This window comes from Candidatus Accumulibacter sp. ACC003, from assembly GCF_907163085.1.
GTDB lineage: Bacteria > Pseudomonadota > Gammaproteobacteria > Burkholderiales > Rhodocyclaceae > Accumulibacter.
In genome coordinates, this window is record NZ_CAJQTX010000001.1 from 649,842 (window position 1) to 674,661 (window position 24,820).

Consider the following 24,820-nt stretch of genomic DNA (forward strand, 5'->3'; position numbering starts at 1 on the left):
GCCCGACAGGCGCCTAGTTGCAAGCCTGACGTTTGCGGCGCCCGGTGCCCAGCCCAGCCAAAGCAACGCCGAGCAGCGCCAGTGTGGCCGGTTCTGGCACATCATCATCGATAGGCACGTCGTTGATGGTCACACCAGCCACTGCAAATGCGGTGTCATATTGGGTGTCCAGCGCATTGGTGACACCGAACTGCAGCGAGTAGGTACCCGCCGTGGTAAAGGTGTAGTCCATCCCGACCCAGTCGGTATAGCCGCAACCACCGCTATAGCATGTCCCTGAAGAACCGCCCAGAGGCGAGAAGGTCGGGCCGCCGGCAATGATCGGAGTAGTTGCCGGCGTCAGCATTACGCCAGCACCAAGGCCTGGCAAGCCAAAACCCGGAACTGTGTCGCCGCTCGGCGTAGTGCGCGCGGTGAATAGGTAGGAGTCGAATGTGCTTGTACCTTGAAACAGCCCGGCCCAAGCGTACTCGGTGTATTGCGCGCCGTCCGAAGTGATGAAGTTAAAGACGAACTTCAGTTTGTCGCCGCTAGCTACTGTAAAGGTTGGCGTCGATACGGTGGTGCCGTTGGTCTCCTGTCCGGTCAAGGGGGGAACAGGCAAGTTACCGCCAGCGCTGGGCGAGCCCGCCGTCGACAGCCACACGTAAGAACTGAAGCCGGTCGGTACCGTTACGTCACCGTCCGTGGCAGAGAAGGTGCCGGCGTTGCCGTTGGTGGTCCAGCCAGTAGGAAGTGGTGCCGCGTTTGCCGCGCCGGCAGTCAGCGCCAAGCCAATCGCGGCGGAGGTCACACACCCGAGGACTCTTTGTTTTGAAGACATTTATTTCTCCTTTGAATTTTGTTGCTAGAGCCGATTGGCCAGCAAACAATAAATAGCAATTCCCGTGCCAGGTATGTTGGTAGGCATTAAAGCAATGGCTTGGCTGCTATAAATCAGCAATACGGCGATCCACTGTAAAAAAATCCGACATGATTTACCATGGCATTCCGGCAATCGCTCACCCCGTTGGGCGGGTGTCGCGCCGCCCAGAAGCCGGCACACAGGCAGCCGGTAGATCATATTGCTCCCTCCTTCGTGATCCGGGATTGTGGTTTTCGATTGCTCAAAAAACCTCCCGTCTTGATGATGGGCTCGGACGGCAAGAATGAGGCGCAGGCTCACCGCCGGCGATGCATCCAACAATGAAGAGAAACCGATAGCACTTCGGCATGCTGGCGCACATGGGTGTCGATGCCGAGAGCGGTCTGGTGCATACGGTGGTGGGCACGGCGGCGAATGTCGGGGACGTGTCCCAAACCGAGCAGTTCCTGCTCGGCGACGAAAAGACCGTCTATCTGGATGCGGCCAAACTCCGTCACCCCGACTCCTGGCCTGCTACGCGCGTATTCAGCTTCACGTTGCTCAGCTTGCCGTCGCCTTGGCGTGTGAAGTGCCTGTTCAGCGGAATGTGCCGCGAAAGAAGGGGTCGCCCCAAGCGTCGTCTCAGCAGCCGTTTGAATTGGTCGGTGCAGACTAGCGCGGCCAGGGGTTCTCGGCGGCCTCAATCTGTCGTCGCCAAAGAGTGCGCGGCGAAGGCTTTTGGCATTGTGCACGGGCCGTGAATCGACGTGAATGCTGAACGGAGAAGTGCGTCGCCTCTGCTTACGCTACGGCACTGTCAGACAGAAGGCCGCTTTCGCGGCCTTCTGGTGTTGCGCGGGCGGGTTATTCGGTAACCAGTTCGCGCCAGGAAACGCGGCGTGTATCGAGCGGCGTCGGTGCGGTCGGAACCGGTGCGGTGATCGTATCCGGGGAGTCGGTCCTGATCAATTCCTTGATCGTGCCATCCTCGAGGCGGATCACGCTCGGCGCGGTGCTCAGGTAATCACCGAGTTTGCTGCCGATCAGCCCGTCGGTTCCTTCGACAGCGCCACCGGTCCGGTAGTCAAGGAAGTAGGCGAAGCTGACGCCGACCGGAACGCAGGCGCCGGTGGTCGGCGTATTGGTGTTGAACGCCAGCGTGCCGAGTTGCAGGCGCAGGTCGGTATTGACCCTTTCGCCGAGGACCGGGAAGTCGATGTACCAGCCGTCGTTGGTGTCGAAATCAACGGGCTTTTGTTCGCTGACCTTGACGATGGGATCACCCTCTGTACAGTAGGCATTGCCGGCGGGGCAGACGCCGGCGATCAGCGTTTGCGCGACGAAGCTGCCGGGGACCGGGTCGACCTGCACCGGAACCAATGGCCTTGGGCTGCCATAGTCGTCGGTACCGGTGAGGCGGTCCTTGATCGCGTAGAGCGACTGCTGCTGAGCCGTTACCAGGTCGTCCGAACCGAGCAGTTGGCCGGTGCCGATAAACACCACCGAGTGGCTGCCGACCTTGCCGAGTTCGGGCTTGCTGGTGATCGGCTGCGCGACGCCGCTGGCATCGACGAGGTGTGCCAGCCGCTGTGCGTCGTAGACCGGCGGATCGACGGTGACGGGAACGTCGCCGTTGATGTCGAAGCGCCACAGGTTACCAAGCTGATCGCCGCCGTAAACGCGCTGCGTGGTGTTGTTGTTGTCGGGGAAGTTTGCCCAGCCGGCAATCCGCGCCAGTCCGCTTGGCGTCGTGGTGTCACCGACGCCGGTGCTGATGGTGCGAATGACGGCTCCGGAAGCGGCATTGAGGATGAACAGCCGCCCTTCGCCGTCGCCTGGCGTGATGTTGTTGTAGCCCGAGGTGACGATCACCACCCAGGTGCCATCCTTGAGCTTGGTGATCACCGGGTTGCCGTAGGTGTAGCCGAGATTGTCGTCGGTAAACTCCCACAGTCCCTTGGGGGCAGCCGGATCGGTGACGTCAAGCGCGTAGTAGCCGCGGCCACCGTGGTTCAGGCCACCGACCAGGATGGTCTTCCAGACGGCCGAACTGCTCGCACAGTCGCTGACGCAGATGTCACCCGCGACGGGCGTGCCATCGACCAGGAACTGATGCCGGGTGGGGGCCGCGTAGTTCTTGTCGGCCAGCTTGTAGAGACTGGGCATCACGATCCTCGGCACATACGCCCACGCTTCCTCGCCGGTCGCCGCGTCGAGGGCGTGCAGCATGCCGTCGTTGGCGGCGACGTAGACCCTGGCGGCTCTGCTGTTGTTGGCGGTCTTGAAGGCGCCGTATTGCAAGTCAGCATAGTTCCAGGGTGAGCCCCGGACATAGACCGCTTCGGAGCCGGCGATGTCGCCCAGCAGATGCGCACGCTGGCGATAGTAGGAGCCAAGGTTTACCAGCGGACCTTCGTTGGTCTTGTCACCGCGCACGAAGTCGAGCAATGGTTCTTCATCGGCATTCGCTTGCGTATCGGCGGTCAGACAGATCGTCCCGATCTCGCAGAACTGCGACAGCGTCTTGATCGCCGGCAGCTCAAAGTAGGCCTTCTCGGCTGCGCTCAAGTTGCCCCACAGGAAAGGCTTGAGTTTGGTCGTCGGCGGGACGGTCGTCGAATCGTAGGTGTAGATCGTACGTGCCATGTGCGTGCCGCCCGAAACCTTGGCGTCGAGTAGTGCCTGTGCCGCCCAGACCGGCTCCGAAAGTTCGCCGGTACTTGCGTCGATGGTTCGCTTGACGACGTCACCCGACCACTCGCCGGCTTTGAACGAGACCTCGAAGACGCTGTTCTCGTTGCCGGCCACCAGGTTCGGGCTGGTCACCGTCACCGCGGCCAGCGCTCCGGCCTTGACGCCGACGTTGGACAGAGCGCCACTGATGCCGGTCGCCAGCGAAGCGGGGTCCGAAGCACTGAAGTAGGTGCCCCGGCCATTGACGGCGGCGTGCCAGAGGTCGTCGATGTTGGTCTGCGAGTCGCTTTCTGGTTTCGGCCAGTTGCACTCGCCGAACTTTTGCCACGGACACAGTCCGGTGGCGGGGTCAGCAGTGACGCCCAGGTTGAGGCTGTTGAAATCACCGCTGCTGGCGGTGAGGTAGTCCGCCTGGTACTGCATTAGTCCGGAAGCACCCAGGCCGAGCGTGTAGGTGTTCATGAATTGCCGCGGGTTCTTGGCGTCGTTCACGCAGACGTCGTTGTAAGTGGTGACGTTGCCGCTGACGACCGGACCGCCGGTGCAGCGATCCGGAAGCTGCAAGGGGTCGCGCAGGTCGGTCTTCCAGTAGTATTCCGCGACGTCAGCGAGCGTGTCGCTGGTCGGACCAAGGGCGACCACGGGGCACTTCGTCGTAACCCAGTTGTTGCCCTCGCTGGCGTCTGCTGCGGTGCACACGCCGACGTTGGTCGGGCCCGTCGTTAGCGTGTCGCACGTTGTGATCACACCGTCAAACGTTCCTTCCTGGCACTTGTCGACGCTGGCCACGAAGGACGTAACGGGCGGCGGGATGACGTTCTGGCAATAGGTGGTCACGCCCTTGACGTAACCGGCCGTGCACAAGGGGTCATCGGTCCACTCGGCGATGACCGGAACGGTTTTACATTTCAGCGTCTCGCTGGTCGCACAGGCGATATCGCCTGTCCAGTCAGCCCAGGGGTTTGGCCACGAGGTCTGACATTTCGTATTGGGCGCGTTGGGGTCGCATAAAGCCGTTGTGGTCCACGGCGTCCAGTCGGTCTGGCACTCTCTTGCCAGACTAACGCTGTAGTCGTTGGCTTGCGCGACTTCGCTGCAGGCGCCCGTGTTGGACCAGCCGCTCCAGGCCTCGTACTGGCACTTCTTGGTATCCGAGGCGGTGCACGAACTCGCATCGACCCAGGGGTTGGGCCACGTCAACTGGCATTCCCTGGCGGTGCCGACGGTGAAGATTGTCCCGGTCGATTGGGCCAGCGGGGTGCAGGAGGCGACGTTGGAGTAGCCTGTCCAGGGCGTATATTGGCAGTCCGTCGTGTCAGACTTGGTGCACGAAGAGGTGTTGGCGAACGCTGTCCACACCGTCTGGCACTGCGTGTTTTGGTCGGGAACGCAATTGGGCACATTGGTGAAGGTGGTCCAGAGGGTCTGGCAGTTCTTTGCCGTCGTGACGCTGTAGGGCGAACTGGTCGATTGCGGCACGGCCGTACAGGCGCCCGTGTTGCTCCAGCCGGTCCAGTTGGTGTATTGGCACTGCGTCTGCGTCGCACCGGAATCCACGACGGAGCACGTCGAGTTGCTCGCGACGTTGGACCAGTTGCCGTAGTTCACTGCGCACTGCTTGGCCGTCGTTACCGTATAGGGTGAGGCAGTGGATTTACCCACGTCCTCACAGGTCGGGTCAATGGCGTAGTTGCTCCAGCCGCCGTACTGGCAGCCGACTTTTGTCGACACGATGCAGGTCGCCGTGGTGTCGGCCCAGGGCGTCCAGCTGCCCGTCGTGCATTGAGTGGCGACTCCAACCGTGTACGGCGACCCGCTGGATTGCGCTTGCGGCGTGCACGAGTCGACATTGGAATAGCCGGTCCAAGCCGTGTACTGGCACTTCATGGTCGGCGAGGTCGTGCATGACGACGCGTCGACCCAGGGGTTCGGCCACGTCGTCTGGCACTCGACCGCTACGCCGACGGTGTAGTTGGTCGGTCCGGGGGACTGCGCGACCGCTGTGCAGGCGCCGGTGTTCACCCACGACGGCGACGTGTACTGGCATTGCGAGTCGGTGGTGTAGATCTTGGGGTCGTATTCGCCGCCGGTACCCGTTTCACCGCCGTCCACTTTCGTGCAGCTTGAAACACTGTTCCAAATTGACGGCGCCAATGTCTGGCACTGGACCCGGTTGGCGCCGCTATTTACCGGCGAACACGTAGCGACATCGCTCCAGCCGGTCCAGGTCGTGCCGCCGTTGCTGGAGGTTTTTTTCTGAACCTGGATCAGCTTCTGCTGTAGCTGGTAGGTCTTGCTCTGGAGCTGCGCCGCCTGGCTTTGTAGCTGCGATGTGCTTTCCTTATCCTGCGTCTTGGTTCTCGTCTGCAGATTTGCCGTTCTCCCGCGCAGCGGGCCGCTCCTTTTTTGCAGGGTGGAGGTCTGTACCTGGAGCTGGCTCAGCGTCTGACTCTGTTGCTGAGTGAAGGTGCTGATCTGGAGTTGCGAGGTCCGGCTTTGCCACTGCGGATCCTGGCTCTGGAGCTGCGACGTCCGCGTCTGCATCTGCGTGAAGGTGCTGATCTCGAGCAGCGCTTTCTGGCTCTGTTCCTTCTCGGTTTTCTTCTGCCGCAGCGTCGGCAAGGTGGGCGTTTCGGTCTTGACGATCTGCGTCGTGGTCATCTGCAGTTGCGGGCTGCCGCCATCGAGCTGCGGGCGGACTTCGAGCCCCGGGCCGTCCTGATCGCCGACGGCGGTGACGCCGTTCCATTTGAAACCGGCACCCTCGTTCCAGTAGCCGTCGGTCGACAGAATGGTGACGTTCTGTTGACAGTAATGCTGGACCGGGTCGACGACCTTGACACCGTTGAAAGTCAGTTCGTTCAGCCGGCCGGCGTAGAGGCGCCCGGCGTTCGACAGGGCGACGCGCAGCGGCGTCAAGGCGCCATCCTTTGGATAGGCGGTAAACAGTTTGTCGTACCAGGCTTTCTTCTGGGCGGCGTTGAACGAGTCGATATTCTGGAAGTCGGTCGTCGTGTTGTTGTTGATGGTCATGTAGCCGACGCGGAAGCTGCTGCCAATCGGCTCGAAAGACAGGCTGGTGGCGGTCTTCATGGCCTGCATGCGGGTCCGGTAATACGCCCACCAGTTGGCGTAGTTGGTCATTTCCTCGCTATGCGTGCACTCGCTGGCGGCACAGTCGCTGCGGGTGACCGCCTTGGGGTAGGTGGTTGTCGTCGGGGTGATCACGGTCAGCAGGTTTTCACCGGGTGCGAGGTTGGTCGCCGGGCGGGCAAAACTGCTGGCCGCAATCGACATCGAACCACTCTTGATGATCACCGGAGCCAGGTCGGTAATACCGGGAGCGCTGATAAGGACCGTGCTGCCGGTGGCGACGGCGTTGTAGCCGACGATCGTGCAGTTGCCGGCCAGCCCGTAGGTGCAGGCATTGATACTGGCCTCGATGGCGCTGGCCAGCGTCGTCGGCGAGCTGCTCGCCGCGATGGCCGCTGACAGGATCTCCCTGGCGTCGACGGTGATGCTGCTGATCGACGTGCTGCTGCTGCCGCTGATGGCGATTATGCTGGCGCGTGGCGCCGGCATGCGCGGGAAATTGAACGGAATATTGGCAGGGGTGTCTGGCGGCGGCGGGCTGGGGTCGACCTCGGTCGCCTGGCACGCGCCATCGGCAGGGGTGGGGGCCACTGCATCGGCGGCGGTCTTGCACCAGCGCAGGTAGGCTGGGATGGGATAGTCGACGCTGGGCGCGCTGAGGGCCTTGCAGGTCTTCAGGCTCCTGTTGGTACAGTATTCGCCGGCGACGGTGGTGAAGTAGTACGCGTTGCCGACCAGGTTGTTGGTGCCGGTACTCTGCACGCCGTAGCCGTCGTCCTTGACCGCGGTCCATGTGATCTGGCTGGGGTATGTTGTGGTGTCTGGCGTGCCGTCGGCCTGAAAATACTTGGGTGGGGAATAGGTGACCGCCGGGTTGTAGGCGATGCCGTTGAAGCGCGGGTTGTGGGTCTGATTGAGCTGCGTGCTCAGCCCTGCCCAGTCCGGGAGGTAATCCCAGTCCATGCTGCCCGAGTCGTCGAGGACGAACAGGATGTTGGGCGATATTTCGACCGACGAGGCGCCGGAGAGCGGCGAAGCGGCGAGTTGCGTGGGGGCCGCGTGCCCGCCGCTGGCGACGAGGAGCAAGGCGAGCAGCGCGCTCGATCGGATCATGTGTGGGATGGCTTCCATGGCGAACTCCTCGTCAAATACTCTGGGGACCTATAGCGCAACGATCGTCTGGATGTAGGCAACGGTGTTGCGTGGTCCGGCGATGCGCGTGGTGATCCGGTAATACACTTGGTTGTTGGTCAGCGGCTGGACGCCGCCAGCGCCAAGGCTGCCGCCGGTGTTGATGCCGGCGGGTTGCTTGGCGCAATTGGCGAGGTGCGGCGCGCCTCTTTGTTCACACAGGCGGTGAACGACGTAAGAGACGGTATTACCGGCGGGGTCGATTCCCAGGGTAACGGCCTGGGCGGCGAGCGTGGCGATCCAGAATGCGTCCCAGGACTGATTCGCCGCTGGGTCCTGCCTGAGAGCGACGTAGCCGTTGGCGTCGGTAATCCCCGGCGCGACGGCAACGGGATTACTGTCCTGGTGCAGCGCGGTGTCACCGAGCACGTTATGGAGATCCAGCCAGTTGGTGAGGGTGACTTCGGTGCTTCGTTCGCCGGCGTGCACGGCCGACTGATGAAACGACAGGTTGCCGGCGACGAGGTTGGCGGTGTCGACCGAGCGCATCAGCGCGACCCCGGCCAGCGTCAGCGCGACCAGGATGATCAACGCGACGAGCAGGACGACGCCGCCTTGCCTGGCGGGCGTGTCGCCGACGCCCGGTCGGCGGCGGTTGGGGGTTGGCCTCAGGTACATGCGGACATCCAGGGAAGATTGCGGAGCGGGATGACGGTCTCGAAAACCTTGTAGCGGTAGTTCTGCCAGTTGGCCCGCGCGCTCAGGTCAATGTTGGGTGCGGCGTCGTCGCCACTGCCGGCCCAGGTCGGTGCCGCGGCGGTAAGCTGGCCGCGATCGACCTGGCTGTTGCGCGCCACGACGGCGATGCGCAGCGCCGACGTTCTCGCCCACAAGCACGCCAGCGCCGCCTGGTTGGCATCGGCTGGCGTGGTCTGGTTCCAGCTGTCAACGCCGCTCGTCGCCGTCGAGGCGTGCCCATACTCGGCGCGCAAGCTAACGATGTCGTTGGCGATCGGTACCCAGCTGGCGCTGCAGGTGCCATCGCCTGCCGTACAGTCGGCGCCACAATCGGCCAGGAGGTAGTTGCAGACGGTCAGGTTGCCGGCACGAACGGCGTAAGCGAGGATTCTCGGATTGCCGCCGAGGTTGAACAGTGTGCCACCGTCGACGGCACCACTCGCGGCGATCGCGATATTGGGTGCGGCGACGGCGGTAACCTGCGCCATCGCCAGCGCGCAACCGTTGAGCGGCGCCGCCGGTGCGGCGACGACCCACTGATTTGCCGAATAGTTGATCGCCGTGGACACGGCGATCAGTTCGCCGTTGACAGCGGTGACGACGTCGCCTTCGGGCGGCCCCTCGTTGTTGCCGAAGGTCACCAGCAGGGTATCGCTGTTGGCGTCGCCGGCTGGTACGTCGGCGTTGATCACCACCGGCGCCAGTTGCGTCAGGGTGCGGCTCGCTGGTGCCGGCAAGGTCAGCGGGCAGCCCATGGCATTCAGTGCGTTGAAACCGTAGCCGCCCTGGCGGATGTCGCGCTGCAGCGCGTACAGCGCGATGGCGCCATTGCTCTGGGCGTCGCCGCTGCCGGTCGTCGTTCGCCGCTGCCCCTCGGCGACCGAAAAGACCTGCATCATGACGATCAGTCCGATCATGCCGATGACCATGGCGACCATGACTTCGACCAGCGTGAAGCCCTGGGGAACGATCCTTGCGGTGGCTAGCGAACGTTTTTTCATGTCGGTCTACGGGTTGCGGACGATTTGCGAGACGACGGTATATTGGTGGCGTTCAGCCGCCGGCATTCCGGGGGTACGCCAGAAGAGCGTGACCGCGACCTGACCATCGCCGGGGACGAAGTCGACTGTCGGCAGCGTGGACACCACGTCGCCGTCGGCAGCGGCGACGCCGGGCAGCCCGTCGGTGCCGGCGACGTCGGCGAGCCAGGCGTTGTAGGCGTCGCCACCAGTCTTGAAGTTGGTCTCGAGGTCGCTCAGGTCACCGCCGCTGACCCACATCTGCCCGATCAGCCGGTTGGCGAGCAGCGTCGCGTCGGTGCGGTACCTGGCGTCGCCGGTGAGTTTGATCGAGACGGCTTGCAGGGCGACCAAGGACAGGATTCCCAGCGAGAAGACGAGGATCGCGATCAGCGCTTCGAGCAGCATGACGCCCGCTTGTCCCTGGATCGGTGTGGGTTGTTTGTTCATCATCAGCACGCCTGCGTGTCGCCATCGGGCAAGGCTGGATCGCACATGCGAATCTGGCCGCCGAGCGAAACCACGATGCGCAGGCAACGAACCGGCCCACCGAGCGCGATACAGGTGGCGCCGGTGCTGCTGGTGACGTCGATGACGCCGTTGGGCGCCGCGGACAGGCGACCCAGGCCGGTGAAAAGGTACTCGGACTGTCCCGCCGCCACAGTGGTCGTCGTCGTGCCGTCGCTGCCACTGTGGAGCTGGATGATGCGTGGGGCGACGGTGTCGGAGGGTGGCGTCGCACACTTGTCGACGCCGGTGCTGGGGTCGTCGACGCTGACCACCCAGTTCGGACCGGCATTGGCCAGCGCGCAGGTGTCATCAATCGTCGTCACCAGCGAGAAGCGGACGCGGGCGTTGCGGCGCACGGCTTCGGCGCGTGCCAGTTGCAGGCCGTTGAGCACCGACTCGGCGGCGGTGCGCACCTTGATGTTGCGCAGCCAGTCGCGAAAAGTCGGTATGGCGAGGCTCATCAGGATGCCCAGGATGGCCATGCCGACGATCAGTTCGATCAGGCTGAAGCCGCGCAGTGCTTTCAACAGCCACCTCCCTTGCTTGTAATCCAGCAGGTCGTCAGCGCATGTATCCAGCCTGACGGCGCCGGGCTCGCAATCGTGCTGGTCCTTCCGTTAGCTTGGTCTACCGCGTAGGTGAAGCCGGCCATTGAACTCTTGCCGGTGGCGGTCAGGGTATACACCTCGGCATCACCGACTGCTGCCGGGCACGCGGCGGTGAAATTGAAGTAGGTGCCGCTATTGTCGGTGGCGCAAGCCGGCGCAGCGAGAAAGGTATGCTGATCCTGAAAGAACTGCTCCATCCGCACGCGCGCCGCAGCCAGACCCGACGTTGCATGCGTGATTCGTGAGCGGATCAGGTAATCGGAATAGGCGGGAACGGCGATCGCCGTCAGGATGCCGATGATGATCACGACGATCATGATTTCGATCAGGGTGAAGCCACTCTGGTATTTTTTCACGGTGCTCCTCGGCAGCAGGGTGGCCGGCGAACGCGCACCGGCGAATGGTGCAATCATAGTCGAGCGTCGCGGCGACACCAATGCCGGGCGATATACGGCGCTTTGTGCCGGACGAGTGGCGCGGCAGGCGCTGCCGACGACGGTAGAATCCAGCTTCCGCCGGCTTCGGCACCTTCCTTGCAGGCCGCAGGCGTGGTGACATTGTTCTTCTCGGACGCTCGCCTCAAGGACGCATGCTTGTCGCCGCTGGCGGCTGCGCTGCTGGCATCGTTGGTGCTGCATCTGCTGCTGCTGGTGGCTCTGCAGTTCGCCGCCGGGTCTGCTGCGGGCGAGCGGCTGGCCGGGTCGGCCTTGCAGGCGACGCTGAACGCGTCTGTTGGCGGCGAGGCGCCCGGCGAGAGCGCTGCGCAGACTGCGCTGCCGAGCGCGCTGCCCGGCGACGAGGGCGACGCCGTCGAAGCGGCCGCGGCCGCGCCGGCTGCTCTTGATGGTGTCGAGGATTTGGGGCAGCGGCAGCTGGCGACGTCGCTGCCACTCGACGAGTCGGCACCGCTGCCGTTGGCGTCGCCGAGCGAATCGCCGACCGAGTCGCAGGCAGAGTCGCTTACCGACTCGCCGCTGGGCCAGTGGTATTTCCCGCGTTCGCAGCTGACGCGTGCAGCGGAATTGCGCGACGAGCCGCCGATCGTTACGCCGCCGAACGAGGCGCCGGCAAGTGGCAAGCTGGTGTTACGCGTACTCTTGGGTGCCGGCGGTGCGGTAGACCGAATCGAAGTCAGCCGCAGCAGCCTGCCGCCGGCCTACGATGCGGCGGTCGTCAGCGCCTTTACCGGTCTACGCTTTCGTCCCGGCGAGATTGACGGCATGCCGGTGCGCAGCGAAGCGCGTTTCGAGATCGCCTTCGACGCCGACGAGATCGGCAGCAGCCACGCCGCCGGCCGAAGCGCGACCGCTGGCCGGCGAGCGCCGCTCGGCGTTCCGCCCGAGACTGGCGCGGCGGCCAGGAAGGTCGTCGAAGGTGCCAGGCCCGCTGCGCGTTTACCGGCCACGCGCTAGGGTAGCGTTGCACGCTGTATCGACCATACGAGGCTGCGCAAGCGATTTTCTGACGATGCGCCTGGCTCGCGCGCGTCAAATCAGAGGGTGGAGCTGGATTGCCGCGTCGGCTTTGCCTCCTCGCAATGACGGTGTGGGTACGCTGCCGGCCTTGTCGCGCGTCCACAGCGGGTCGGATTAGGGGGCTGGTTTCGGGCGCTTTCCTGGCGCTGCGCCTGGCCCGTGCCGCGTCATTGCGAGGAGGCGGAGCCGACGTGGCAATCCAGAGTTCTGCTCCTGGCGTTGGTACGGTGTCGGTGCGCTGGTTTTCTTTCGCGAGCGCAGCTTGTCAATGACGGTGTGGGTGCGGTGCGGGCTTTGTCGCGCGTCCGGGGCTGGCTTCGGGCGCTTGCAAGTTTGTTGCGTTGCTGGCTACTCAGGACTGCAGCTCGCGGGGGAGCGCGAAGGTGACGTTCTCGGGGGTGCCGTCGAGCTCGGCGAGCTTGCTGCGGTCGCCGCCCGAGAGGTGATCGACGACATTCTGGACCAGCACCTCGGGTGCCGAGGCGCCAGCGGTGACACCAACACGCTCGGCGCCGGCGAGCCACGCCGGGTCGATCTGTTCGGCGTGGTCGACCAGGTAGGCGCGGTTGCCGCGCAGTTCGGCGACTTCGCGCAGGCGATTCGAGTTGGAACTCGACTTGCTGCCGACGACGATGACGACTTCACTCACCATCGTCAGGGCCTTGACGGCGTCCTGACGGTTCTGCGTCGCGTAGCAGATGTCGTCCTTGCGTGGCCCGCTGATCTTGGGAAAGCGTTCTTTCAGCGCGGCGATGACCTGCGCCGCGTCGTCTACCGACAGCGTCGTCTGCGTTACGTAGGCCAGCTCGGCAGGCGTCCGGACGTGCAACTGCTGGACGTCGGCGGCGGTTTCGACGAGATACATGCCGTCGGCGCTCTGACCCATCGTTCCCTCGACCTCGGGATGTCCCTTGTGGCCGATCATGACGATCTCGCGGCCCTCCTTGCGCATCCGCGCGACTTCCAGGTGCACCTTGGTGACCAGCGGACAGGTGGCGTCGAAGACCTTCAGTCCGCGCGCGTCGGCTTCGTCGCGAACCGCTCGCGAAACGCCGTGGGCGCTGAAAATGACCGTATTGCCGGTGGGCACGTCGGCGAGTTCGTCGATGAAGATGGCGCCCTTGCTGCGCAGGTCGTCGCAGACGAACTGGTTGTGCACGACTTCGTGGCGGACGTAGATCGGTGCGCCGTACTTTTCGAGCGCGCGTTCGACGATGGCGATCGCGCGGTCTACCCCGGCGCAGAAGCCGCGCGGGTTGGCGAGGATGATTTGCATGCTGGGCCTCACATGATGGCGATGATTTCGACCTCGAAACGGATCGACTTGCCGGCCAGTGGATGGTTGAAGTCGAAGAGCGCGCTGGTCTCGCCGAGTTCGCGCAGGAAGCCGGCAAAGGCGCCGACGCCGTTGGGCGCGCTGAACTCGATCAGCGAGTTTACCTTGAGCTCGACGTCGGCCGGCAGGGCGCTGCGCGCGATACGTTCGAACAGACGCGGGTTGTGCGGGCCGAAGGCGTCGTCGGCGGCCAGTTCGAAGACCTGCCGCTGACCGGCCGACAGGCCGAGCAGGCAGCGTTCGAGGGTATCGGAAAGCTGGCCGCTACCCATCTGCAGCGTCGCCGGCGACAGGTCGAAGGTGCTGACGTACTCGCCGTCGGCCGCTTGCAGGTCGGACAGGCGGTAGTGCAGCGTCAGGAAGCTGTCGCCGCCGACCCGCGGGGAATTGTCGGGAACAGGGCTGTTCATGAGCGCTCACCGTGGCCGGGCCGGGCGGCGCCCTTGCCATGGTGTCCGGCGGCAAACTGGTCCCAGACCATCAGTACGGCGCCGACGCTGATTGCCGCGTCGGCGACGTTGAACGCCGGCCAGTAGAAGCCGCCGGCGTGCCATTGCACGAAGTCGATCACCGCGCCGAAGCGCAGCCGGTCGATGACGTTGCCGATGGCGCCGCCGAGGATCATCGTCAGCGCCAGCGACAGCCGGAATTCACCACTGTGGCGCGGCAGGATGCTGACGATCCACGCCGAGATGACCAGCGCCAGGACCGTGAAGAACCAGCGCTGCCAACCGCTGGCGTCGGACAGGAAGCTGAACGCGGCGCCAGCGTTGAAGGTCAGCACCCAGTTGAAGAAAGGCGCGACGTAGATCGAATCGCCGGGTTGCAGCCAGGCGAGGACCAGCCATTTGCTGAGCTGGTCGACGATGACGATGATCCCGGCGAGCCACAGCCAGCGGTCGATATTACGCGAAGGCACGGATTTCCCCCTGACCATGCAGGTTGCTGACGCAGCGGCCGCAGAGGCCCGGGCGTTCGCTGTCGCTGCCGACGTCGGCGCGGACGTGCCAGCAGCGCTGGCACTTGGCCAGCGCCAGCGGGGCGCAGAGCAGTTGCTCGTTGGCGTCGTCGATGACCGTCGCCTGCGAGCAGATCAGGACGAAGCGCAGGTCGTCGCCGAGCGACGCCAGCAGCCGGTATTTTTCGCCGCTGCAGTGCAGGCGTACCTCGGCTTGTAGCGACGAGCCGATCTTGCCGGCGATGCGCAGCTCTTCGAGGGCGCGCATGACGTCGCCGCGGTAGCCGCGGATCTTGGTCCATTTGTCGAGCAGCTCGGCTTCGTCGACGGGCGCCGGCAGCGTTTTCCAGGTTTGCAGCAGCACCGATTGCTCGGCGTCGCCGGTCTGCAGCCGCCAGATTTCGTCGGCGGTGAACGACAGGATGGGCGCCATCAGTTTGACGAAGGACTGCAGGATGTGCCACAGCGCGCTCTGCGCCGAACGGCGCGCCGGAGAGTTCGCGGCGGTGGTGTACAGACGGTCCTTGAGGATGTCGAGGTAGAAGCCGCCAAGGTCTTCGGAACAGAAGGTCTGCAGCGACTGGACGACGCGGTGGAACTCGAACTTGCTGTAATCGAGTTCGCATTGCGCTTGCAATTGACGCGTCATGGCCAGCGCGTAGCGGTCGATTTCCAGCCACTGGTCGACGTCCAGTAGGTCCCGCGTGGCGTCGAAATCGGAAGTGTTGGCGAGCAGGAAACGCAGCGTGTTGCGGATCCGCCGGTAGGACTCGACGACGCGCTTGAGGATTTCGTCGGAGATCGACAGTTCGCCCGAGTAATCGGTGGCGGCCACCCACAGGCGCAGGACTTCGGCGCCCAGCGTGTCGGCGATCTTCTGCGGCGCGATGACGTTGCCCCTGGACTTGGACATCTTCAGGCCCTTGCCGTCGACCACGAAGCCGTGCGTCAACAGCGCGCGGTAGGGCGCCCGGCCGTCCATCGCACAGCCGATCAGCAGCGAACTCTGGAACCAGCCGCGATGCTGGTCGGAACCTTCGAGGTAAAGGTCGGCGGGGTAGGCGAGTTGTTCCCGATGCGAGCCGCGCAGGACGCTGGAGTGCGTCGCGCCGGAGTCGAACCAAACGTCGAGGGTGTCGCTCATTTTGCGATACTGGTCGGCTTCGGCGCCAAGCAGTTCGCTGGCGTCGAGGGCAAACCACGCCTCGATGCCGGCCTTTTCGACGCGCAGCGCGACGGCTTCGACGAGCTCCGCGGTGCGCGGGTGCAGCGTACCGGTCTCGCGATGCAGGAAGAAGGGGATTGGCACGCCCCAGTTGCGCTGCCTGGAAACGCACCAGTCGGGGCGTGTCCTGATCATCGCTTCGAGGCGCGCGCGACCCCAGCTCGGGAAGAACTGCGTTTCGTCGACGGCGCGTTCGGCGCACCAGCGCAGGCTCGCTTCCTCGTCGCTGGGCGGCGTCGGTGAGTCGTCGGGCGGCGCCGCACGCTGTTCCATGCCGATGAACCACTGCGTCGTGGCGCGAAAAATGATCGGCGTCTTGTGCCGCCAGCAATGCGGGTAGCTGTGCTCGATTTTCTCGGCGCGCAGCAGGTGGCCGCCCGCCTCGAGTTCCTGCAGAACCAGCGCGTTGGCGTCCCAGACGATCGTGCCGGCGAGTTCGCCGACGCTCAGCGGCGGCGTGTTGGCGAGGAAGCGGCCGTCGTCACCGACCGGGTTATTGACCGGCAGGCCGTAGACCTTGCCGACCAGGTAGTCGTCGGTGCCGTGTGCCGGCGCGGTGTGCACCAGCCCGGTACCGGCCTCGGTGGTGACGTGGCGGCCGCAGATGATGGCCACGTCGCGCGGCTGGAAGGGATGGCGCAGCAGCACGTGTTCGAGCGCCTTGCCCTTGGCCGAACCGAGCACCGTACCGCTCAAGCCATAGCGTTGCAGGCAGGCGTCGGCGAGTTCGGCGACCAGGATCAGGGCGCCTTTCGGGGTGTCGATCAGCTGGTATTCGAATTCCGGGTGGGCGCTGACCGCTTCGTTGGCCGGCAAGGTCCACGGGGTGGTCGTCCAGATCACGGCAAAAGCCGGCCCACGCAGGTGCGTCAGGCCGAAAGCTCTGGCCACCTTGTCGGCGTGATTGGCGTGTACTTCGAAAGCGACGTCGATCGCTGCCGAGCTCTTGTCTTCGTACTCGACCTCGGCCTCGGCCAGCGCCGAGCGACAATCGAGACACCAGTTGACCGGCTTGAGACCCTGATAGAGGTAGCCTTTTTCGAGGATCGCGGCGAGCGCGCGGATTTCGTCGGCTTCGGTCTTGAAGTCCAGCGTCAGGTAGGGATTGTTCCATTCGCCGAGAATCCCGAGGCGGATGAAGTCTTTCTTCTGACGTTCGATCTGTTCGCCGGCGAAAGCCCGACACAGCTCGCGGACGCGGTCGCCTGGCACGTGCTTGCCGTGCAGCTTTTCGATCTGATGCTCGATCGGCAGGCCGTGGCAGTCCCAGCCCGGGACGTAGGGGGCGTCGAAGCCGGCCAGCGTCTTGGCGCGAACGATGATGTCCTTGAGAATCTTGTTGACCGCGTGGCCAATGTGGATGTCACCGTTGGCGTAGGGTGGCCCGTCGTGGAGAACGTAGCGCGGCCGTCCCTTGGCCGCCTCGCGGATCCGTTCGTACAGTTTTGTTTCCTGCCAGGCGGCAACCCACTGCGGTTCGCGCCGCGCCAGGTCGCCACGCATCGGGAACGGCGTGTCGGTGAGGTTGAGGGTTTTCTTGTAGTCGGCCATAACGGTTCTCACAACTTGAAGTAGGCTTGTGCGGCTTCGACGTCGCTGGCGATCTGCGCCTTCAGGGCGTTGAAGTCGGCAAATTTCATTTCGTCGCGCAGCTTGTGCAGGAAACGGACATTGAGGTGCGCACCGTAGATGTCGGCGCAGAAATCGAAGAGGTGAACTTCGAGCAGCGGTCGCTTCACCTGGTTTGCCGTCGGCCGGTAGCCGAGGTTGGCAGCGCCGCGGTGCGGTCCGCCGGGCAGCCCCATGACCTCGACCGCGAAGACGCCTTGCAGCGGTGGTGGTTCGTGCTTGATGCGGATATTGGCGGTGGCAAAGCCGAGCTGCCGGCCGAGCTTCTCGCCGTGTACCACCCGCCCATCGATCGAGTAGGGGCGGCCGAGCAGGCGCGCGGCGTGTTGCAGCCGGCCGCCGTGCAGTGCGTCGCGCACCGCCGAGCTGGAAGCGCGTTCGCCGGCGAGGGTGACGCTGTCCATTGCTTCGACCTGAAAGCCGAGGCGCTCGCCGCTGTCGCGCAGCAGTGCGAAATCACCGCGGCGCCCGGCGCCGAAACGAAAATCGTCGCCGACGATCAGCTGTCGGACGCGCAACGTGTCAAGCAGCACGCGCTGGATGAATTCCTCGGCGCTCAAGGCGGCAAAGTGGGCGTTGAAGCGGCAGACGTGCACGCTATCGACGCCGTCGTCGGCCAGCAGTTCGAGTTTCTCGCGCAGCGTGGACAAGCGTGGCGGCGCCGAGTCCGGCGCAAAGAACTCGCGCGGATGCGGCTCGAAGGTGAGCACTGCCGCCGGCAGGCCGGCTTGCGCCGCCGCAGCCGTTAGGCGGGCGAGCAGCGCGCGATGGCCAAGGTGTACGCCATCGAAGTTGCCTATGGTCAGTACGGTGGCACTGGGCACTGCCTGTGAGAAACCGCGATAGACGAGCATCAGGCGCGAGAGGGGGCGAAAAAACGTGCAATTATAACTACTTTCGTGCGCCGCCAACGGCTATCGACGCGGCTTGGCCAGTCCGCCGGGGCAACCTGGCGGCCGTCGTCGAAGCCCGGCGGCCGAACTGGCCAGCGCTGATCGCCAACGGTCGATTGGCGAGGCGGCGAGTCGGTGAGCGACGATTGGCGGTAAGATGCGACGCTGCCGACGCCGAGCACTGCCGCTCGATCGGGCCGCTACGGCAGCGTGGCGGCGGCGCCCGGCGTCGTCGCCGAGCGGCGCGATCAGCAGCCGGCGCAACACGCTGACGCCAGCCAGCGCCTTGCCGCGCCTTGTCGCGTTCTCGCGCCTTACAGCATTTCCCCGCGTTTTCCATTTTCCCGGTGCGCCGTATTGATGAAGCAGCTTGATTGTTACCATTGCGGCCAGGCAGTGCCGGCCGGCGTGGAGCTTGCCGTAAGCATCGATGGTGAGCCGCGCGGCATGTGCTGTGGTGGCTGTCAGGCGGTTGCGCAGGCGATCGTCGATAACGGCCTGGCCGACTACTACCGTAACCGTGACGCCTTGCCCGATTCGCCGCGCGAGGCGCTGCCGGCGATCATCGACGGCCTGCAGCTGTACGATCATGCCGACTTCCAGAAGAGCTTCGTGCGGACCATAGCCGCCGGCGACGGCGGCGGCGAAGGCCAGCGTGAGGCGTCGCTGATTCTCGAGGGGATCAGCTGTTCGGCGTGTATCTGGCTCAATGAGCAGCATCTTTCGCGGCTGGCCGGCGTCGTCGCCGTCGATATCAATTACGCGACGCGGCGCGCCCGGGTGCGTTGGGACGAGCAGCAAATCAAGCTTTCCGGGATCCTGGCCGCGATCGCCGCGATCGGCTATCGCGCGCATCCCTACGACCCGGCGAAGAGCGAGGAGCTCGCCGGCAGCGAGCGGCGGCGCGCGCTGTGGCGGGTATTTGTCGCCGGTTTCGGCATGATGCAGGTGATGATGTACGCGCTGCCGCTGTATCTGGCGGGCGACGGCGAGATGACGCCGGAGGTGGCGCAGTTGCTGCGCTGGGCGAGCCTGGTACTGACCGTGCCGGTGGTCTTCTTTTCGGCCGCGCCGTTCTTTCGCAACTCCTGGCGTGATCTGCGATTGCGCCGCGTCGGCATGGACGTGCCGGTGGCGCTGGGCGTCGGTGCGGCCTTCGCGGCCAGCGTCTGGGCGACGCTGAGCGGCCGCGGCGAGGTTTACTTTGATTCGGTCACGATGTTCGTCTTCTTTCTGTTGAGCGGGCGTTTTCTCGAAATGAGCGCACGCCAGCGCGCGCTTGGCGTTACCGAGGCCCTGGCCAAACTGATCCCGGCGCTGGCGGCACGGATGCCCGGCTACCCCGAGAGCCGCGCGCTCGAGCATGTGCCGGTCGCCGACCTGCAAGCCGGCGACGTCCTTGTCGTGCGGCCGGGAGAGACGATTCCGGCGGACGGGCAGGTGCTCGAAGGCGAAAGCAGCAGCAACGAGGCGCTGCTCACCGGCGAGAGCGCGCCAGTCGGCAAGGGCCCGGGAGCGAGCGTCACCGGCGGCGCCGAGAATATCGAGAGCCCGCTGCTGGTCAAGGTGCAGCACGTTGGCGAAGCGACGCGGCTGTCGGCGATCGTCCGCCTGATGGAGCGTGCGGCGGCCGAGAAGCCGCAGATCGTCGAACTCGCCGACCGCATCGCCAGCCGCTTCATCGTCACCCTGCTGTTCCTGGCGGTGGCGGTAGCGCTGTTCTGGCTGTACGTCGATCCGGCGCGGGCGCTGTGGGTCACCGTTTCGGTGCTGGTCGTCACCTGTCCGTGTGCTCTGTCGCTGGCGACGCCGGTGGCGCTGACCGTCGCCAGCGGGGCGATGGCCAGGGCCGGCCTGCTGGTGACGCGCAGTCACGCCATCGAGACGCTGGCGCGGGCTACGCACATTGTTTTCGACAAGACCGGTACGCTGACCACCGGCCGCATGCGCTTGCTCGAAGTGCTGCCGCTGGGCGAGCTCGGCCGCGAGCAGAGCCTGGCGCTGGCGGCCGCTCTGGAGCAGGCGTCGGAGCATCCGATCGGTGCCGCGCTACGCGACGCCGTCGCCGGCCAGGGTCTGCCGCTGGTCGAGGCGCTGATCAACGAGCCGGGGCGCGGCCTGAGCGCCCGCCATGCGGGGTCGAGCGTGCGCCTCGGACGGCCGGACTACGTTCTCGCTTTGCACGGCCAGCCGCTGCCGCTGGCGGCGCAGGCGCTGCTCGATGGCGGTGACACGGTCATCGCGCTCGGCGACGAGCACGGCTGGATCGCGCTGCTGCGGATTGGCGACGATCTGCGGCCGGAAGCGGCGGCGATGGTCGCCGCCCTGGCCGCCGCCGGGCTGCGGCTTTCTCTGCTCAGTGGCGATGCGGCGCCGGCCGTCCAGCGCGTCGCGGATGCCCTGGCCATCGACCAGGTGGTGGCGGCGGCGTCGCCGCAGGCCAAGCACGACTACGTGCGCCAGCTGCAGGCCGACGGCGCCGTCGTGGCGATGGTCGGTGACGGCGTGAACGACGCGCCGGTGCTGGCGCAGGCGCAGGTTTCGGTGGCCATGGGCGGCGGTTCGCAGCTGGCGCGCACGCAGGCCGACCTGATTCTGCTCTCCGAGAACCTCGACCACCTGCGCCGCGGCGTCCTCCTGGCCCGCGCCACGCTGCGCGTCATCCGGCAGAATCTACTATGGTCTTTCGTCTATAACCTGGTGGCGCTGCCGCTGGCGATCAGCGGCCTGGTGACGCCGTGGATGGCCGGGATCGGCATGTCGGGGAGTTCCTTGCTGGTCGTCCTGAATTCCTTGCGGCTGCAGAAAACGCCGAAGGTCAGGCGCTGATGGAAACGCTCTACCTGCTGATTCCGATTTCGGTGGTGTTGGTCTTCCTGATCGGCCTGGCCTTCTGGTGGTCGCTGCGCAGTGGCCAGTTCGACGACCTCGAAGGGCCGGCGTATCGCATCCTCATGGATGACGACAGCCCGCCAGCGCCGCCGTCGGCCACTTTTCCCGATCTTCCCGAGACGCCGCCCGACGACCGCGAGCGCGGGCCGGGCTGAAGGCCGATGGCGTTGGCCGATGTGCGCCACATTTGATGCAGGTCAACCCGCGTCGCTGCGGCGCTGTTGATAATTGCGTCATTGGCGGCCCTAGTGCAACGGCATTGTGCGTTGCGGGTGGTTTGGGGGCTTCTTCTCGGTTGGGGTTCGGGTGCGTTTCGGCGCACCCTTTTTTTGTGTATAAGCATTCAATTATGCATGTGGGGGCTTTTGATGTCTGTCAAGCGGGCTCCCGACGCGTTAGAATAGCGGCCGCGTAGAGGACCCTGTCCGCAGGGGTATCGAGGACGGCGAGAGCCGGTTTTTTGTCATAAACGAGGTGAGTCCATGTCGGAAACTCCGTCAACATATAACTACAAGGTGGTCCGGCAGTTTGCCGTGATGGCCGTCGTCTGGGGCATTGTCGGGATGCTCGTCGGCGTGATCATTGCCGCCCAGTTGGTCTGGCCCGAGCTGAATATGGGCTTCCTGCATTTTGGCCGCCTGCGCCCGCTGCATACCAATGCGGTCATCTTTGCGTTCGGCGGTAGTGCCCTTTTTTCCACCTCGTATTACGTGGTGCAGCGCACCTGCCATACGCGAATTTTCTCGGACGGACTGGCCGCTTTCACTTTCTGGGGCTGGCAAGCGGTGATCGTCCTGGCGGCCATCACGCTGCCCCTGGGGATGACGCAGGGCAAGGAGTACGCCGAGCTCGAATGGCCGATCGATATCCTGATCGCGGTCGTCTGGGTGGCCTACGCAGTGGTGTTTTTCGGCACTATCGCCAAACGCAAGGTCACCCACATCTACGTCGCCAACTGGTTCTACGGCGGCTTCATTCTCGCCGTGGCGCTCCTGCATATTGTCAACAGCGCCGCGATCCCGGTTTCGCTGACCAAGTCGTACTCGGCCTACGCGGGCGTGCAGGATGCGATGGTGCAGTGGTGGTATGGCCACAACGCGGTTGGCTTCTTCCTGACCGCCGGCTTCCTCGGCATGATGTATTACTTCGTTCCCAAGCAGGCCGGCCGGCCGGTGTATTCGTACCGGCTGTCGGTGGTGCACTTCTGGGCGCTGATCTTTACCTACATGTGGGCGGGTCCGCACCACCTGCATTACACGGCGCTACCAGACTGGACGCAGTCGGTCGGCATGGTGTTCTCGCTGATCCTCCTGGCACCTTCCTGGGGCGGCATGATCAACGGCGTGATGACGCTCTCGGGGGCGTGGCACAAGCTGCGCGACGATCCAATCCTGAAGTTCCTGATCACCTCGCTTTCCTTCTACGGGATGTCGACCTTCGAAGGGCCGATGATGGCCATCAAGACGGTCAATGCGTTGTCGCACTACACCGACTGGACGATCGGGCACGTGCACTCCGGGGCGCTGGGCTGGGTGGCGATGATCTCGATCGGCTCGATCTACTACCTGATTCCGCGCCTGTATGGCAAAGCGGAGATGTTCAGCGTCAAGCTGATCACCGTGCACTTCTGGGTGGCAACGATCGGCGTCGTGCTGTACATCGCTTCGATGTGGATCGCCGGTGTCATGCAGGGCCTGATGTGGCGGGCGACCAACGCCGACGGTACCCTGACCTACAGCTTCGTTGAATCGGTCAAGGCTTCGTATCCGTTCTGGGCGATCCGTTTCGTCGGTGGCGTTCTCTTCCTTTCCGGCATGCTGATCATGGCCTACAACATGGTCAAGACGATCGTCGGTGGGCGAACTGTGGACGATGCGCTGGTTCTGCTGCCAGCCGCTCACCACGCCTGAGAGAGGAATGAAATGAAACTTACGCATGACGCAATTGAACGTAACGTCTGGCTGATGGTGGTGCTGACCGTGCTGGTGGTCAGCGTCGGTGGCCTGGTCGAAATCGTACCGCTGTACTTTCAGAAATCGACGACCGAGCCAGTGGCGGGGCTGAAGCCCTACGCGCCACTGCGCTTGACCGGCCGCGATGTCTATATCCGCGAGGGTTGCTTCCTCTGTCACTCGCAAATGATTCGTCCGTTCCGCGCTGAAACGGAGCGCTATGGGCACTATTCGGTCGCTGGCGAGTTTGTCTACGATCATCCGTTCCAGTGGGGCTCCAAGCGCACCGGTCCGGATCTGGCGCGGGTCGGCGGGCGCTATTCAGACGAATGGCATCGCGCGCACCTGATCAATCCGCGTGACGTCGTTCCCGAGTCCAACATGCCTGCGTTCGCTTTCCTCGAGCGCGCGCCTGCCGATGCCGAGTTGATTGAGACCAAGATGCGCGCGCTGCGCAAGGTGGGGGTTCCCTATACAGATGAGGAAATCGCCGGTGCCAAAGCGCAGCTTGAAGGCAAGACCGAACTAGACGCGCTCATTGCCTACCTGCAGGGAATGGGCCTCGAACTGAAGAACGCGAAGTAATCTCATGGATATCAACGATATTCGCGCCATCGTTACAGTTGTTTCGCTGCTGACGTTCCTGGGAGTGGTGTGGTGGGCGTACGGCGTGAAAAGTAACAAGAAGCGCTTCGATGAGGCGGCCATGCTGCCGTTCACCGATGAAGAGGCCGATCGCTTCGAACTCGGCCTCGATCGCAACGGACAAAGGAAAGCATCATGAACGATTTTGTGAATCAGTTTTGGAACTGGTACGTCATTTTGCTGGTGCTGGTCAGCATCATCGCGTGCGGCGTACTGCTCTGGTCGCAAAGCACCTCGCCGGTCGCCGGACAGGCCGATACCACTGGTCACGTCTGGGACGAGACGCTCGAGGAATACAACAACCCGCTGCCGAAATGGTGGATGTGGCTGTTCCACTTCACAGTCATCTTCTCGCTGGTGTACGCGGTTCTCTATCCGACACTCGGCAGCTTCCAGGGCGTCCTCGGGTGGTCGTCCGGCGGGCAGTACGCGAAGGAAGTGGCCAAAGCCGACGCCGAGACCAAGCCGCTCTACGACAAGTACCTGGCGATGGATCTGCCGACTCTGGCGGCCGACAAGGAAGGCGTCGAAACGGGTAAGCGTTTGTACCTGACCTACTGCATGCAGTGTCATGGCGCCGACGCACATGGCTCGAAGGGCTTTCCGAACCTCGCCGACGACGACTGGCAGTGGGGTGGCCAACCGGCCGAGATTGTCGAGACGATCAGCAACGGGCGGATGGCCGTGATGCCTGCACACGCTCAACTCGGTGCCGAAACGATCAAGGATCTCGCCAACTACGTGCGCTCGCTGTCGGGCTTGCCGGCCGACTCCTTGCGTGCGGCCAAGGGCAAGGAGGCTTTCGAGACCGTCGGCTGCTCGGGCTGTCACGGGCCCGACGCACACGGCATGACGGCCATGGGCGCCCCGAATCTGACCGACAAGACCTGGCTCTACGGCGGTTCCGAAGCGACGATCATCGAGACGATTACGAAAGGTCGCAACAACCAGATGCCGGCCTGGCAGGAGTTTCTCGGTGAAGCCAAGGTGCACGCGCTGGCTGCCTACGTGCTCAGTCTGGGTAAGGCCGGCGGCAACAAGTAGTCGTCTCGTCAGAGGCTGGAAGAGCGGCCTTGGCCGCTCTTTTTTTGCGCGCCCTGGAATAGTCGTATGCAGGGCGCGTCGGTGACAACCAGTCTATGGATCGAGGGTGCTCAATCGGTCATAATGCCGTGCTT

19 protein-coding genes and 1 pseudogene are annotated in these 24,820 nt (G+C 64.2%); 8 read left to right on the top strand and 12 right to left on the bottom strand.

Features of this window, described 5'->3' with window-relative positions; all coding sequences use genetic code 11:
- Positions 1 to 13 precede the first annotated feature (13 nt).
- On the bottom strand, positions 14 to 823 hold the full coding sequence (locus tag QZ656_RS02900) for an NF038132 family protein (RefSeq protein ID WP_291991962.1): 810 nt from the start codon (positions 821 to 823) through the stop codon (positions 14 to 16).
- A gap of 344 nt (positions 824 to 1,167) precedes the next feature.
- On the opposite strand from QZ656_RS02900, the pseudogene QZ656_RS02905 reads away from it, so the two are divergent.
- Positions 1,168 to 1,326, top strand: a pseudogene (locus QZ656_RS02905) (transposase); the annotation flags it as partial.
- 382 nt (positions 1,327 to 1,708) lie between these two features.
- Here QZ656_RS02905 and QZ656_RS02910 read toward each other — a convergent pair.
- Genes QZ656_RS02910 through QZ656_RS02935 form a run of 6 tightly spaced genes read right to left on the bottom strand, consistent with a single transcriptional unit; the run spans position 1,709 to position 10,993 of the window.
- Positions 1,709 to 7,762: a PilC/PilY family type IV pilus protein gene (locus QZ656_RS02910; RefSeq protein ID WP_291991963.1), complete on the bottom strand. Its 6,054-nt coding sequence runs from the start codon at positions 7,760 to 7,762 to the stop codon at positions 1,709 to 1,711.
- Between the two features lie 30 nt (positions 7,763 to 7,792).
- The gene (locus QZ656_RS02915) at positions 7,793 to 8,440 is read right to left on the bottom strand and encodes a hypothetical protein (protein WP_291991964.1); all 648 of its coding nucleotides are present in this window, start codon (positions 8,438 to 8,440) and stop codon (positions 7,793 to 7,795) included.
- A complete protein-coding gene (locus QZ656_RS02920) occupies positions 8,431 to 9,501 on the bottom strand; it encodes a PilW family protein (protein ID WP_291991965.1) in 1,071 nt (356 codons plus the stop codon). The genes QZ656_RS02915 and QZ656_RS02920 overlap by 10 nt, the downstream gene beginning before the upstream one ends.
- A 6-nt stretch (positions 9,502 to 9,507) precedes the next feature.
- Positions 9,508 to 9,969, bottom strand: a complete 462-nt coding sequence (pilV, locus tag QZ656_RS02925) for a type IV pilus modification protein PilV (protein ID WP_291991966.1) — start codon at positions 9,967 to 9,969, stop codon at positions 9,508 to 9,510.
- 2 nt (positions 9,970 to 9,971) lie between these two features.
- Entirely contained in the window at positions 9,972 to 10,556 is a 585-nt protein-coding gene (locus QZ656_RS02930) for a GspH/FimT family pseudopilin (protein WP_291991967.1), read from the bottom strand.
- Positions 10,553 to 10,993, bottom strand: coding sequence for a type IV pilin protein (locus QZ656_RS02935; RefSeq protein WP_291991968.1), 441 nt, complete (start codon positions 10,991 to 10,993; stop codon positions 10,553 to 10,555). Before QZ656_RS02935 ends, QZ656_RS02930 begins: the two co-directional genes overlap by 4 nt.
- 192 nt (positions 10,994 to 11,185) lie before the next feature.
- Between QZ656_RS02935 and QZ656_RS02940 the strand changes: the two genes are divergently transcribed.
- Positions 11,186 to 12,049: a TonB family protein gene (locus QZ656_RS02940; RefSeq protein ID WP_291991969.1), complete on the top strand. Its 864-nt coding sequence runs from the start codon at positions 11,186 to 11,188 to the stop codon at positions 12,047 to 12,049.
- Between the two features lie 415 nt (positions 12,050 to 12,464).
- Here the strand turns inward: QZ656_RS02940 and ispH are convergent, their stop codons facing one another.
- The 5 genes from ispH to QZ656_RS02965 are packed head-to-tail and all read right to left on the bottom strand — an operon-like array spanning position 12,465 to position 18,114.
- Entirely contained in the window at positions 12,465 to 13,388 is a 924-nt protein-coding gene (gene ispH / locus QZ656_RS02945) for a 4-hydroxy-3-methylbut-2-enyl diphosphate reductase (RefSeq protein ID WP_291991970.1), read from the bottom strand.
- An 8-nt stretch (positions 13,389 to 13,396) separates the two neighbouring features.
- Positions 13,397 to 13,858, bottom strand: a complete 462-nt coding sequence (locus tag QZ656_RS02950; RefSeq protein WP_291991971.1) for an FKBP-type peptidyl-prolyl cis-trans isomerase — start codon at positions 13,856 to 13,858, stop codon at positions 13,397 to 13,399.
- Positions 13,855 to 14,385 carry a signal peptidase II gene (gene lspA, locus QZ656_RS02955; RefSeq protein ID WP_291991972.1) on the bottom strand — a complete coding sequence of 177 codons (531 nt, stop codon included), beginning with the start codon at positions 14,383 to 14,385 and terminating at the stop codon, positions 13,855 to 13,857. Before lspA ends, QZ656_RS02950 begins: the two co-directional genes overlap by 4 nt.
- Complete coding sequence (gene ileS / locus QZ656_RS02960; RefSeq protein ID WP_291991973.1) at positions 14,354 to 17,182, bottom strand: isoleucine--tRNA ligase; 2,829 nt, start codon at positions 17,180 to 17,182, stop codon at positions 14,354 to 14,356. Before ileS ends, lspA begins: the two co-directional genes overlap by 32 nt.
- 8 nt (positions 17,183 to 17,190) lie before the next feature.
- Positions 17,191 to 18,114, bottom strand: a complete 924-nt coding sequence (locus QZ656_RS02965; RefSeq protein ID WP_291991974.1) for a bifunctional riboflavin kinase/FAD synthetase — start codon at positions 18,112 to 18,114, stop codon at positions 17,191 to 17,193.
- 399 nt (positions 18,115 to 18,513) lie between these two features.
- Between QZ656_RS02965 and QZ656_RS02970 the strand changes: the two genes are divergently transcribed.
- From QZ656_RS02970 to ccoP, 6 genes are all read left to right on the top strand, one after another.
- Complete coding sequence (locus QZ656_RS02970; RefSeq protein ID WP_291991975.1) at positions 18,514 to 20,982, top strand: heavy metal translocating P-type ATPase; 2,469 nt, start codon at positions 18,514 to 18,516, stop codon at positions 20,980 to 20,982.
- Positions 20,982 to 21,200 carry a cbb3-type cytochrome oxidase assembly protein CcoS gene (gene ccoS / locus QZ656_RS02975; RefSeq protein WP_291991976.1) on the top strand — a complete coding sequence of 73 codons (219 nt, stop codon included), beginning with the start codon at positions 20,982 to 20,984 and terminating at the stop codon, positions 21,198 to 21,200. The genes QZ656_RS02970 and ccoS overlap by 1 nt, the downstream gene beginning before the upstream one ends.
- A gap of 327 nt (positions 21,201 to 21,527) precedes the next feature.
- Complete coding sequence (gene ccoN / locus QZ656_RS02980) at positions 21,528 to 22,955, top strand: cytochrome-c oxidase, cbb3-type subunit I (protein WP_291991977.1); 1,428 nt, start codon at positions 21,528 to 21,530, stop codon at positions 22,953 to 22,955.
- Between the two features lie 12 nt (positions 22,956 to 22,967).
- Positions 22,968 to 23,582: a cytochrome-c oxidase, cbb3-type subunit II gene (ccoO, locus tag QZ656_RS02985; protein WP_291991978.1), complete on the top strand. Its 615-nt coding sequence runs from the start codon at positions 22,968 to 22,970 to the stop codon at positions 23,580 to 23,582.
- 4 nt (positions 23,583 to 23,586) lie between these two features.
- Positions 23,587 to 23,781 (top strand): cbb3-type cytochrome c oxidase subunit 3, encoded by a 195-nt coding sequence (locus tag QZ656_RS02990; protein WP_291991979.1) that lies wholly within the window; start codon positions 23,587 to 23,589, stop codon positions 23,779 to 23,781.
- On the top strand, positions 23,778 to 24,686 hold the full coding sequence (ccoP, locus tag QZ656_RS02995) for a cytochrome-c oxidase, cbb3-type subunit III (RefSeq protein WP_291991980.1): 909 nt from the start codon (positions 23,778 to 23,780) through the stop codon (positions 24,684 to 24,686). Before QZ656_RS02990 ends, ccoP begins: the two co-directional genes overlap by 4 nt.
- Positions 24,687 to 24,820 lie beyond the last annotated feature (134 nt).